The 12,779-nt window shown below is 60.6% G+C and carries 11 protein-coding genes; 10 read left to right on the plus strand and 1 reads right to left on the minus strand.

Going from position 1 to position 12,779, the window contains the following annotated elements:
• Positions 1-47 precede the first annotated feature (47 nt).
• Positions 48-1,082, minus strand: a complete 1,035-nt coding sequence (locus DKW72_RS09330) for a type IV pilus twitching motility protein PilT (protein WP_111642091.1) — start codon at positions 1,080-1,082, stop codon at positions 48-50.
• A gap of 81 nt (positions 1,083-1,163) precedes the next feature.
• Here DKW72_RS09330 and DKW72_RS09335 point away from each other — a divergent pair, with 81 nt between their 5' ends.
• The 10 genes from DKW72_RS09335 to DKW72_RS09380 all read left to right on the plus strand — a co-directional run bounded on the left by DKW72_RS09335 (position 1,164) and on the right by DKW72_RS09380 (position 12,777).
• On the plus strand, positions 1,164-1,868 hold the full coding sequence (locus DKW72_RS09335; RefSeq protein WP_111642092.1) for a YggS family pyridoxal phosphate-dependent enzyme: 705 nt from the start codon (positions 1,164-1,166) through the stop codon (positions 1,866-1,868).
• Positions 1,869-1,880: 12 nt separating this feature from the next.
• Complete coding sequence (proC, locus tag DKW72_RS09340; RefSeq protein ID WP_111642093.1) at positions 1,881-2,699, plus strand: pyrroline-5-carboxylate reductase; 819 nt, start codon at positions 1,881-1,883, stop codon at positions 2,697-2,699.
• A 15-nt stretch (positions 2,700-2,714) separates the two neighbouring features.
• Complete coding sequence (locus tag DKW72_RS09345) at positions 2,715-3,305, plus strand: YggT family protein (RefSeq protein WP_111642094.1); 591 nt, start codon at positions 2,715-2,717, stop codon at positions 3,303-3,305.
• A gap of 142 nt (positions 3,306-3,447) precedes the next feature.
• Complete coding sequence (locus DKW72_RS09350) at positions 3,448-5,430, plus strand: dynamin family protein (protein ID WP_111642095.1); 1,983 nt, start codon at positions 3,448-3,450, stop codon at positions 5,428-5,430.
• A gap of 123 nt (positions 5,431-5,553) precedes the next feature.
• Positions 5,554-6,699: a homoserine O-succinyltransferase MetX gene (gene metX / locus DKW72_RS09355; RefSeq protein WP_111642096.1), complete on the plus strand. Its 1,146-nt coding sequence runs from the start codon at positions 5,554-5,556 to the stop codon at positions 6,697-6,699.
• A 3-nt stretch (positions 6,700-6,702) separates the two neighbouring features.
• On the plus strand, positions 6,703-7,302 hold the full coding sequence (gene metW, locus DKW72_RS09360; RefSeq protein WP_111642097.1) for a methionine biosynthesis protein MetW: 600 nt from the start codon (positions 6,703-6,705) through the stop codon (positions 7,300-7,302).
• Between the two features lie 103 nt (positions 7,303-7,405).
• A complete protein-coding gene (locus DKW72_RS09365; RefSeq protein WP_198411292.1) occupies positions 7,406-8,479 on the plus strand; it encodes an ABC transporter ATP-binding protein in 1,074 nt (357 codons plus the stop codon).
• Entirely contained in the window at positions 8,476-9,495 is a 1,020-nt protein-coding gene (locus DKW72_RS09370; RefSeq protein WP_111642099.1) for an extracellular solute-binding protein, read from the plus strand. The genes DKW72_RS09365 and DKW72_RS09370 overlap by 4 nt, the downstream gene beginning before the upstream one ends.
• On the plus strand, positions 9,492-11,147 hold the full coding sequence (locus DKW72_RS09375; RefSeq protein ID WP_111642100.1) for an ABC transporter permease: 1,656 nt from the start codon (positions 9,492-9,494) through the stop codon (positions 11,145-11,147). The genes DKW72_RS09370 and DKW72_RS09375 overlap by 4 nt, the downstream gene beginning before the upstream one ends.
• A gap of 202 nt (positions 11,148-11,349) precedes the next feature.
• Entirely contained in the window at positions 11,350-12,777 is a 1,428-nt protein-coding gene (locus DKW72_RS09380; RefSeq protein WP_198411293.1) for an OprO/OprP family phosphate-selective porin, read from the plus strand.
• Positions 12,778-12,779: the final 2 nt, after the last annotated feature.

Below are 12,779 nucleotides of genomic sequence, written 5' to 3' on the forward strand. Positions count from 1 at the left end.
TGTAAACCCTTGTTGTCAATTGTTGGCCAGACCCGTCACCGGCGGCGTTAAAAATTGTCCGGCATTTTGGCTTTGGCTTTGGCCACGTCCCGGGTAATGATACGTTTCGCGAGCAGGTCGGCCAGGCATTGGTCCATGGTCTGCATCCCCACCGAAGCGCCGGTCTGGATCGCCGAGTACATCTGCGCCACCTTGTCTTCGCGAATCAGGTTGCGAATGGCCGGGGTGCCGCGCATGATTTCGTGCGCCGCCACCCGGCCGCCGCCGCTCTTTTTCAACAGCGTCTGGGAGATGACCGCTTCGAGGGATTCCGAAAGCATGGAGCGCACCATCTGCTTCTCCTCCGCCGGGAACACGTCCACCACCCGGTCGATGGTTTTGGCGGCCGAGGTGGTGTGCAGAGTACCAAACACCAGGTGACCGGTTTCCGCCGCGGTCAGCGCCAGGCGAATGGTTTCCAGGTCACGCATTTCACCCACGAGGATAATGTCCGGGTCTTCCCGCAGAGCCGAGCGCAGAGCTTCAGCAAAGCCGTGGGTATCGCGGTGCACCTCGCGCTGGTTCACCAGGCACTTTTTGGATTCGTGCACAAATTCGATGGGGTCCTCGATGGTGAGGACGTGCTCGTATTTGTTGTCATTGATATAATCCATCATCGCCGCCAGGGTGGTGGATTTACCCGAGCCGGTAGGCCCGGTCACCAGCACCAGACCGCGGGCCACCGCACAGATATCCCGAAACACCTGGCCCATGCCCAACTCTTCCATGGTCAGTACTTTCGAGGGAATGGTCCGGAACACCGCACCGGCACCCCGGTTCTGGTTGAAGGCGTTGACCCGGAAGCGGGCCACACCCGGCACCTCAAAGGAGAAGTCCGTTTCCAGAAACTCTTCGTAGTCCTTGCGCTGCTTGTCATTCATGATCTCGTAGATCAGACTGTGCACCTGCTTGTGATCCATGGGCGGCAAATTGATCCGGCGCACGTCCCCGTCCACGCGAATCATGGGGGGCAGGCCCGCCGACAGGTGCAAGTCCGACGCGCCCTGTTTGGCGCTGAAGGCGAGAAGTTCGGTAATATCCACGGCCAAGTTACCTTATTGTTACGTCAATTGAATGTTATTACCGTCGCCCAGACTTGCGGGCAACGTTGGAAATCAGGCGTTATGCACACCATAAACGACAAGCTCGATAAAGTCACCGCCCGGATGAGCGCCGCTGCTCAGGCCGCGGGCCGCCCCCCCGAGAGTGTGCAGCTGATCGCGGTCAGCAAAACCCACCCGGCCGAAGCCATCGAGACCGCCTACCACTGGGGCCAACGCCACTTTGGCGAAAATTACCTGCAGGAGGCGCTGGACAAACGCGCCGCCCTCAGCCACCTCGACAACCTTCAGTGGCATTTTATCGGTCCGATCCAGTCCAACAAAAGCCGCCAGATTGCGGAAAACTTTGACTGGGTTCACACTATCGACCGGGAAAAGATCGCCCGGCGTCTCAGCGACCAGCGCCCCGACGCCCTGCCACCGCTGCAGGTCTGTCTCCAGGTCAACATAGATGACGAGCACAGCAAATCCGGTGTTGCCCTCGATGAGCTGCCTGCGCTCGCCCAAAGCGTCTGGAGTCTCCCCCGATTGCAATTGCGTGGACTGATGGCCATCCCCGCCCCCAGCGCCGACCCCGAGCGCCAGCGCGCCGCCTTTGCGCGCTTGCGCGAAGCCCTTGATCTGCTTAATGCGGGGGCGCCCGCAGCGCTCGACACCCTGTCCATGGGGATGTCCGGTGACCTGGAGGCCGCCATCGCCGAGGGCGCCACGCTGGTGCGTGTCGGCACCGACATATTCGGGCCTCGTATGCCCAAATCAACACCCTGACAAGGAACCGCTATGACACACCCCAAGCTCGCCTTTATTGGCGCCGGCAATATGGCCCGGAGCATCATCGGCGGTCTGGTGGCCGAGGGCTACCCCGCCGACGCCATCAGTGCCAGTGATCTCCACCAAGACACCCTGGACGCCATGGTTCGGGATTTTGGCATTGGCGTCGGCGCCAGCGATACGCTGGCCGCGAACGCCGATGTGATCGTACTCGCGGTCAAACCCCAGGGCCTGAAAGCGGTCGCCCAAAGCCTGCAGCCCAGCCTCACCCACCGGCCCCTGATCATTTCCATCGCCGCCGGAATTACCGCTGAGAGCCTGGCCCAGTGGCTCGGTCAGGAGCAGGCCATTGTCCGCTGCATGCCCAACACGCCGTCGCTGGTCAAGGCGGGCGCGAGCGGCCTGTTTGCCAATACCCACACCAGCAATACGCAGAAAGCTGTCGCCGAGCAGGTGATGAGCGCCGTGGGTTTGGTAGAATGGTTCGACGATGAACGGCAACTGGATGCGGTCACCGCCGTGTCGGGCTCGGGTCCGGCCTACTACTTCCTGGTCATGGAAGCGATGATTGACGCCGCCGAGTCCCTGGGATTGCCCAGAGACAGTGCGACGCGCCTGACCCTGCAGACGGCACTGGGTGCCGCCGAGCTGGCCAGGGCAAGCGATGTCGACGTCGCCGAGCTGCGCCGCCGGGTGATGTCACCGGGCGGTACCACTGAACGTGCCATCCAGTCGTTTGAACAGGATCAGCTGCGCGCAACCTTTGCCCGCGCCATGACCCTCTGTGCCGAACGCTCCGCCGAACTGGCCAAAGAACTGGGTAATTAACTCTGGAGACAGTGAATGTCGGACCTGAAAGAAATATTTGTGTATATCATCACCACCCTTGGCTCTCTGTACCTGTTGTTGGTGCTGCTGCGGTTTTTATTCCAGGCGGTGCGCGCGGATTTTTATAACCCCATTTCCCAATTTATCGCCAAAGCCACGAATCCGCCGCTGATGCCTTTGCGCCGTGCGATCCCGGGCGTCTACGGATTCGACCTGGCCGCCTTGGTGCTGGCGCTGCTGATCCAGTGGCTCATCATCCAGTTGGTGCTCATGGTCAATGGCTTTGGCTTTGCTTACGCCTTGCACGCCATTCTCTGGTCGGCGGTGGGCATCCTGTCATTAATTTTGAGCATATACTTCTGGGGTTTGCTGATCACCATTATCGCCAGTTGGGTCGCTCCCTTCAGCAACAACCCGGCTCTGCTGCTGGTGCGCCAGGTGATCGAGCCCGCTATGCGTCCAATCCGGAAGGTCATCCCGGCTTTGGGCGGTATCGACATCACCCCCATTTTCGCCTTTATGATCCTGCACATACTCAACACTCACCTGGTGGCGGCGCTGGCCCGCAGCGTCGGCATGCCCCGCGGCCTGGTGCTCGGGATGTGACACTGTTCTCATTTTTGGCGTATAAAATAGGCTTTAATGTCATGTTAGGACGCTTGCCCGTCACCACCGGCAGCGTCTAAGGCCGCCCGAGCAGGCAGTGACGCCGGGCCCATAACCGATCCAGCCCTCCGGGAACGAGACCATGGATATCAAGGCCCTTCAGCATCAGCTGAGTCGCCACAACCGCTGGAAAACCCGGCTCGACGAGCAGCTGTGCGCCTATGGCCGCTGGCTGCGTGAGCACGGCTTGGCCAACGACAACGCGCTCAGCCCCTTGCGCCAGGCGCGCAAGTTGCTGGAAGGGGAACATTTCACCATCGCCTGCGTCGGCGAATTCTCCCGGGGCAAAACCGAGCTGCTCAACGCCCTCCTGTTCAGCGATAGCGGCCGGCGTATCCTGCCTTCCCAGCCCGGGCGCACGACCATGTGCCCCACGGAGATCTGCGCCGACCCGGAAGTACCCAACGGCCTGCGTTTGTTGCCCATCGAAACCCGGCGCACCCGCGCCAGCCTGGAGAGTTTCCGGCGCATTCCACAAAAGTGGATTACCCTGCGCTTCGACCCCGACAACCCTCAGCAACTGCAGCAGGCCATGAGTCAGGTATCGGCCCAAAAATGGGTCAGTGTCCAGGATGCCGAAGCGCTGGGTTTCAGCCTGGAGCAACTGGGCGCCACCAACCACGAAGGTCGCGTTCAGGTACCCACCTGGCGCCACGCCCTGATCAGCCTCGATCATCCGCTGCTGCGACAGGGGCTGCGCATTGTCGACACCCCCGGACTCAACGCCTTGGGCAACGAACCCGAGCTGACCCTGAAAACGCTGCCTGAAGCTCAGGCCATCCTGTTTCTGCTCGCCGCCGACAGCGGCGTCAGCGCCAGCGACATGGCTATCTGGCGCGATCACATTCAGAGCCTACGTGAGAACCGGTGCACGGCCGTGATCGCACTGCTGAACAAGATCGATACCCTCTGGGATGACCTGCAACCCGAGTCCGAGGTCAAAGCCGCCATTGAACGCATACGGACCCAAACCGCGCAGCAACTGGGCCTGCCCGAAGATCAGGTGCTGACCGTCTCCGCCAAGCAGGCACTGATCGCGCGAGTACAGGGGCGTACTGACCTGCTGCGCCGCAGCCACTTCCCGCAGCTCGAGGCACAACTGTCCGAGTGCATTGCCCGGCGGCAGACGCAACTGGCCAGTCATCCGTTGCTCAAAACCATTAGCGACACAATGCACACCACACAGGAACAGCTGCAGGTGCGCCTCAACAGTTGTGCGGCGGAGCTTCAATTTTTGCGCAACGACGGTGGCGACCTGAATATCGAACGACTGCGGGAGCTACGTGAGAGCATTCGCCAGCAACATCACCGCTACCACAAACAGGCCCTGTCACTGCGCACCAGCCAGCGCCTGCTGGACAATCAGCGTCAGACACTGCTCGACCCGATCGGCAATGCCCGTCTCGAACAGCAGATCACCCGGGTTCAGCAAAAACTTGTGGGCAGTTGGACCACCGTCGGTTTGAGCCGCGCCATGGCGCACTTCTTCGAAGGCATCGATAACGATCTTCAGCACCTGGAGCGGGAAGTCGAACGCGCCAACCGGGTGCTTCAAGCCATATATCTGCGCAGCGACCAACCCAAAGCCAAGCAGTTTTTCCTCCAACAAAAACTGGATATCAACCGGCCTCGCCAGCAATTAAGACGTCTGCAAGGGCGTGCCGAACAGTTCCGCTCCTCACTCAACACCCTGCTCACCGCGAAGCAAACACTGATCAACCGCTTTATCGCCACCCTGGTGCAGGAAGTCCGCCATCAATATCTTCTGCTCAACGAACAGGTCGGCCAGTGGCTCAGCGACGCCCTGATGCCCCTGGTACAAGGCAACCAATACCAAAAACAGCTGCTCGAGCACCACATGCTGCGCCTGACTCGCCTGCAGGGTGCGCAGGACAACCAACGCGAACAACTGTCCGCTCTTCAGGAGAACCTGCACACCCTGGAAGCGGCGCTCACCGAGCTGGAACCGCTGTGCAAGCACTTCAACGAGCCTATGGCCGAACCCCTCACACAGAGCGCCAAAGTGCTGTCCCTGGCCGACGCGCGCGAAGCCCACGGCAGCTGATTGCGTTCCGGGCTTGCAGCGGCCGGAGCGCAACCTTAGACTTGCAGCCTAAACTCTGGGCTCAAAGCCCCAGCACCGGCCGGGCGGACCCCGGACGCAGTCGACGCAGGACACTCAGCCACCATGCCAACTTCCTTCCCTGCTGATTCAGTGGGACTGGTAACACCCCAGGTCATGCACTTTGACGAGCCCCTGATGCTGGCTTGCGGGCGCGCGCTTGAGCGTTACGAGCTGGTGTACGAGACCTACGGCCAACTCAACGCGAGTCGCTCCAACGCCATCCTGATCTGTCATGCCCTGTCCGGCCATCACCACGCTGCCGGTTACCACAGTGAAGAGGACCGCAAGCCCGGCTGGTGGGACCACTATATTGGTCCGGGCAAGCCCATCGACACCGACCGCTTCTTCGTGGTCTCGGTCAACAATCTGGGCGGCTGTCACGGCTCCACCGGCCCCACCAGCACCAACCCCGATACCGGCAAGCCCTGGGGCCCGGACTTTCCCAAATTGCGGGTGCGCGACTGGGTCCACAGCCAGGCGCGCCTGGCGGACAAGCTGGGTATCGACCAATGGGCCGCGGTGATTGGCGGCAGTCTGGGCGGCATGCAGGCCATGCGCTGGGCACTCGAGTACCCGGACCGACTGCGCCACTGCGTGGTGATTGCGGCCGCCATGAAGTTAAGTGCCCAGAACATTGCCTTCAATGAAACCGCGCGCCAGGCGATCATCTCTGACCCGGGCTTTCACGACGGCCGCTACCTGGAGCATCAGGATGTGCCCAAACACGGCCTGGCGGTCGCACGCATGATCGGCCATATCACCTACCTGTCCGATCACGTCATGGGACAGAAATTTGGCCGTGAACTGCGCAGCGGTACCTTCGAGCGCGGCACCGACCAGCCGGTGGAATTTCAGGTAGAGAGCTACCTGCGCTACCAGGGCGATAATTTCGCCCAGAGCTTTGATGCCAACACCTACCTGTTGATCACCAAAGCGCTGGACTATTTTGACCTGGCGCGCGAGTACGATGACGACCCGGTGGCCGCCTTTGCACACGCTCAATGCAAGTTTCTGGTGGTCTCCTTCAGCACCGACTGGCGCTTTGCGCCTGCGCGTTCGCGGGAAATTGTCGACGCCCTGATCGGCGCTGACAAACCGGTAACCTACGCCGAAATCGACTCCCACTTCGGGCACGATGCGTTTCTGCTGCCCAGTGCCCGCTATCAGCAATTGTTCGGTCGCTACATGCGCCGGATCGACACGGAGTAACCCATGCGCCTCGATCTGGACCAGATTCAACAGTGGATTCCCCAAGGCAGCCGGGTACTCGACCTCGGTTGTGGCGACGGCACCCTGCTCAAATTTCTGATCGACCACAAACAGGTTACCGGCTACGGCCTGGAAATCGACCCCGAACAGATCAACGCCTGCGTCGACAAAAGCCTGAACGTCATCGAGCAGAACCTGGACTCGGGTCTGGGTAACTTCGCTGATAAAAGTTTTGACATGGTGCTGATGACTCAAGCGTTGCAAACCTTGCACTTTCCGCACCGGGTGCTGGAAGAGATGTTGCGCGTGGGCAAAGAATGCATCGTCACTTTCCCCAACTTCGGCCACTGGAAAGCGCGTCTGCATCTGACCTTCAAAGGTCGCATGCCGGTGTCCGACCTGCTCCCCTACGAGTGGTACGACACCCCCAACATTCACTTCTGTACCTTCCGGGACTTTGATTTGTTGTGTAAGGCCATGGGCATCGACGTGGTTCACCGGCAGGTGGTCTACGAGCGCTCAATCAAACCTCTGGCGGCGTTGTCTCCCAACCTGTTTGGGGAAACGGCGATTTACCATTTAAGGAAAGGCGCGGAGAGCTGATCGCCCTGCACCGGCCGGACTCCTGCTTTGTCACATGAGTGTCATATGAATCCCGTAGGGTCTCCATTGTTACCCTTTGATGTACAAGCGGTGGAGATTCACGATGACCAGCTTTCTCAGTGCCCACGGACTGGCCAAGCAATTTGGCGATAGCCGGGTACTGGACGGCGTCGACTTTCAGCTGAACAAAGGTGAGTGCTTGGTACTGCTGGGCCCTTCCGGTTGCGGCAAAACCACACTTCTCAATATTGTTGCCGGCCTGATTCAGGCCGACGGTGGCGAGCTTCTGTGCGACGGCCAGACGCTGGAAGCGCCGGAGCGCGGTGTCAGCATGCCCATGGGAGAGCGGCGGTTCGCCATGGTGTTTCAGGATTTCAGCCTCTGGCCGCACATGACGGTGGCCCAGAATGTCGCCTTCGGCCTGAAGCTCAAAAGCCATTCCCGCACCGAAGTCGAGCGCCTCACCCGCCGTGCCCTGGAGCGCGTTCAGATGTCTCATCTGGCCGAGCGCAAACCCTCCGAGCTTTCGGGCGGCCAGCAACAACGGGTGTCCATTGCCCGCGCCATTGCGGTCGATCCCCGGGTGCTGCTGCTCGACGAACCCCTCTCCGCACTGGATGCGCGCCTGCGCGAAGAGCTCAAAGCCGAGCTTTCTGGTCTGCTCAAGGACACCGGTCTCACATCGATTTATGTGACCCACGACCAATCAGAAGCGTTTTCCCTCGGTGACCAGATTGCCCTGATGAACGAGGGCAGAATTGAGCAGTTGGGGGCCCCCGAAGACATGTACCGCCGCCCGCTGACCCGCTTCGCGGCCACCTTTATCGGCAGCGCCAACGTGATTCCCTATCAGCGCCGGAGCGGCGATTTTCTGCTTGGCGAGCACCTCACCCTGAGCAATCGGGACGGTGCCCTCAACCACTTCCCCGACACCGGGCACTTGGTCATCCGCCGCGAAGCGGTAAAAGTCGTGGCCGCTCAAACCGCGCCTTGCCAAACGGATTTGAATCTGGAGGGCATCTGTACCCAGCGCCACTTTCTGGGCGAGCGTCAGGAGGTCACCGCCGAGATTCATCCCGGGCTGACGCTGCGGGGTTTTGCCGATCAGACCTTTGCGCCGGGAACACCAGTTTCGCTGCGCATCAACACGGATGCACTGCACGCGGTTGGACGATGAAGACAACCGCCTGGCTCTCGCTCTGGTTGGTGTTGCTCGCCCTGCCCGGCTGCAGCCGTCAGGACGAAAACGCACTGGTGATTTACTCCGCCGGCCCGCGGCCATTGATCGAACAGATCGCCGCCGATTTTAGTGCGGCCCACGACATTCCCGTGCGGCTCTTTGTGGCCACCACCGGCCAGCTGATGGCCAAGCTCGAAGCCGAACGCTTCCGGCCCCAGGCCGACGTGGTGATCTTTGCCAGCGATGTCGCCGCCGAAGCCCTTCGCCACGGCAAGCGACTGGCGCCCCTGGCCGACCTGCCCTTACCCGAAACCCACACCGACTGGCACGACCCCAACGGCTACTACCTCGCCACCAGTGCCGCTTTGGTTGGCGTCGCGCTGGCGAGCTCCCACGACGCTGTGCAACCCGACTGGCCGCTCCTGTTCAGCGGCGACTTTCCCGGTCGCATTGCTATGCCTTCACCCTCCCGCTCCGGCACCGCCGGTGACTTTGTCGTCAACCGTGTGCTCACTTATGGCGACGACGCCTGGACGGAATTCACCCGGGCGCGTTCAGCCGGGATGGAGTTTCCCGCCGCCAACAGCCAGGCGCTGACCTCCTTGATGATCGGCAATTATCAGGCCGTGCTCGGCGCGGTCGACTATCTGGTGTTCCGGCAGATGGACCAGGGCGCGTCCATCACTTTTCACTATCCGGCCAGCGGTGTGCCTTTGATTACCCGCCCGGTGGGCATACTGGCCAGCAGCCCGCGCCAGGACAGCGCCAGACTTTTTATCGAATTCCTTTTTACCACCGAGGTCCAGCAACAGGTTGCCCGGCAACACCTGATGCCCGCCCGTACCGATATCGCCCAGAGCGAGACCCGTCAAAGCATCGCGCCCCCCGAGAAGATAACAAGCAGAGACGTCGCCCTGGCCCTGAACGAGCAGGGGAGGATTCTGCGACGCTTCCAGTATGGCATTGAGCGAGCACAGGTTACCCCCGCCAGCGACAGGAACAGCGCGCCATGAATTTGCCCCGCCGCATCATGCCCATGCCGGTGTTCCTGTGCCTGCTTTTTCTGGGCATCACCGCGGGCTACCCGTTGCTACTGCTCTTCCTCCAAAGCCTGTTTCCGGAGCTTCTGGGCGGCAGCTTCGAGGGTTTTCTGTCGGCCTATCGGGCGATTGGGGATACCCCGGAGCTGGGCACGCTCTTGTGGAACTCATTGAGTTGGGCCGGTTCCGTCACCGTGGTCAGTTGGGTGTTTGGCATTCCCTGCGGTTACCTGCTGGCGCGTACCCAGTTGCGGGGAAAGGCCTGGGCGCGGCTGACCCTGCTGATGCCCATCATGACGCCGCCCTACATCGCGGCGCTCAGTTACATTCTGGTGATGCAGGACGGTGGTTTTTCTGACAGCCTGCTGGGCCCCATGCCGCACGGATTGCGCGCCCTGTTTTTCTCTTTTTGGGGCGTTACGCTGGTCATGGCCCTGTCGTCGTTCGGCTATGTCGCCCTCGCGGTAGAAGCGGCCCTGAGCGGGCTGCCCCGCCGCCTGGAGGACGCCGCCGTACAGCTTGGTGCCAGCCGCACCCGGATCGCCCTGCGCATCATGTTCCCGCTGCTCTTACCGGCCATCATCAATTCGGGTTTGCTGGTCTTTCTCGAGTCGCTGTCCAACTTCGGCGTCCCGGCGGTACTGGGAACGCGTGCCAATTTGCCCCTATTGCCCGCGGAAATTTTTTATCTGGTCACCAGCTGGCCGGTGGATCTGGCTCTTGCCACCTCATTGTCGAGCCTGCTGTGCCTGTTTGCCCTGGTGGCCCTGTACGGCGGCCGCTGGATCGCCGCCCTATTTGCCGCCGGCGGCAGTCGCCCGGGGCATCAGACCCTGCAGCCACTCAATCGCCGCCGCCAGTGGTTGGCCTGGAGCTGGTTCGGCGGACTGTTTTTCCTCAGCACCCTGTTGCCCTACGCCGCCATGCTGCTGACCAGTATCGCGGACCGCTGGCAGGACGGTCTGCCGAGCCTGACGCTGGACCACTACAGCACCCTGATGACGCCGGGCAGTCGGGGGCTATCGGCCCTGCTGACCAGCCTCTGGTTGAGCATGGCCGCGGCCACCATCTGCGTTGCCGCCGGCGCCTATATCGCCTACGTCAGTGCCCGCACCGAGGGCCGACCCCAGCAGTTTATGGATGGCTTGGCGATGTTGCCTCGGGTGATACCCAAAATTGTCATGGCCGTGGCGTTGATTCTGGCCTGGAACGCGCCCTGGATTCCCATCGATGTGTACAACACCGTGTGGATGTTGCTGTTGGCCTATGTGGCAATCTACATCACCGATGCACTCAACTATGCCAACGCGCAATTATCCGGCATTGGCGCCAACCTGGAGCGGGCCGCCGCCATGATGGGTGCATCGCGCTTTACTGTGTTTACCCGCATTGTGTTGCCGCAGCTGAAACCGGCGCTGATCGCTGCCTGGTTGACCACGTTTATTGTCTGCATGCGCGAGCTTGTCGCATCCATCCTGCTGCTTCCCCCTGGCGTCGACACCTCCGCGACCTTCATTTTCAACCAGTTTGAACAGGGGGATATCGGCCTGGCCATGGCCATGGCGACCATCACCATACTGCTGAGCATGGCCGTTATGGCGTATGTGCAATGGCACCGCCGATAACAGTTTCTGCAACATCAACGTCACGGCCGCTTCACATTAGTGTCATCTCTGCGGGCGAGAATAGCCGTGCTTTAGCGCTTTCTTCTAACGCGAGTTTCATTGACGAATCCCTACCACCGAAAATGTCACATCACTGACCTAGCGGTAATATGTACGGGCGCGACGGAGATCGCACTTGCCACGACTTTGATGGGTACCCGTTTTGAAATTACACCTGATCCGCGTAGGATTGATGGCACTGATCGCAGGCGCGTCAGTGCCGATGATTGCCTCAGCCGAAACCTCAGACCTTATCGATACACTGCTTGATAAGAATATTCTCACCCAGGCAGAGGCTGACGCACTGCGTCAAGGCGGCCAGACCGATAGGTCACAAGGCCAAAGCAGTGACATCAAGTATGAGCCCACAGAACCGGTTCAGGATGACAACCCGACCATATCCGTGCGTCGCTTTACCGTCGACAGCGAAGATGGCCAGCATCGCTTCCGTATTCGCGGTCGCGTGCAGCTCGACGGCTCCCACGGCTCCTTTGATGACGATATCGCCTTTGTTGCCCGACAGAACTTTGAGCCGCCGACCTACGGCACCATCATCCGGCGCGCACGCATCGGCGCACTGGGTTATATGTACGAGAACTTTGAGTGGCAGGTGGAGATCGACTACCGCGATGAAGAAGTCCGCTTCGCCAATGCCTACGTCGCTTACCTGATGCCCAAAGGTCGATTGGCAGTGGGCCATTTCAAAGAGCCGTTCTCTATGGAGAGCAGCACCAGCTCTCGACGACTCACCTTTATGGAGCGCGCCGCACCTATCGATGCCCTGAGACCGAGCCGGGAAATTGGCATTATGTACGAAACCCTGCGACCTGACTGGTACGGCGCCCTGGGTGTGTTTGGCGGGCAAGGAACTGCCCGGGACCGCTCGGTCGAAGAGGGCTATGCGCTCTCGGGGCGGCTGTCTGCTGCGCCAATCAATTCCGGCACTCACTATCTGCACCTCGGCGGCAGCGCCAGCTACCGACAAAATGCGTTCGATAAAGATAACGACGCTTGGGTGCCCTTGCGTTTACGTACTCGTGAAGGCAGCCGCGCCATCGACTTGCGCCTTGTGGGCCGAGACGATCTGGAGGGCGTCGAAGAGTTTACCCGTCTCGGCCTCGAGTTTGCTTACGGAAATGGTCCCTTCTCTGTTCAGGCCGAGTACACCCAGGTCGATATCGAACTGGATGAAGTCGCCAAGCTGATCGCTCTGGGCAACAATGCGACTCCCTCCAACGCCTTGACGCAGGATGGCTTCTACGTTCAGACCAGTTTCTTCCTGACCGGTGAGCACAGAAATTACCGGCCGACCAGCGGCGACTTCGGCAGGGTAACACCGTCAAAGAACCTCGACCCCGCCAACGGTTCGTGGGGCGCCTTCGAAGTTGCCGCCCGCTATGCGACCGTCGACTCCGGGGAGCACACCCGCATCGGCCGCGGCCAAAGCATGGACCACGTCACCCTGGGTCTGAACTGGTATATGAATCCGGACGTGATCTTCAAACTGAACGTCATGCAATTCGACGCAGAACGAGACAGCGTTGACACCACCGGCCGTGTCATCAGCGCACGCCTTCAATTCGAATTTTGAGG

Origin of the sequence: Marinimicrobium alkaliphilum (assembly GCF_003259155.1) — a bacterium.
In the GTDB taxonomy this organism is placed as follows: domain Bacteria; phylum Pseudomonadota; class Gammaproteobacteria; order Pseudomonadales; family Cellvibrionaceae; genus Marinimicrobium_A; species Marinimicrobium_A alkaliphilum.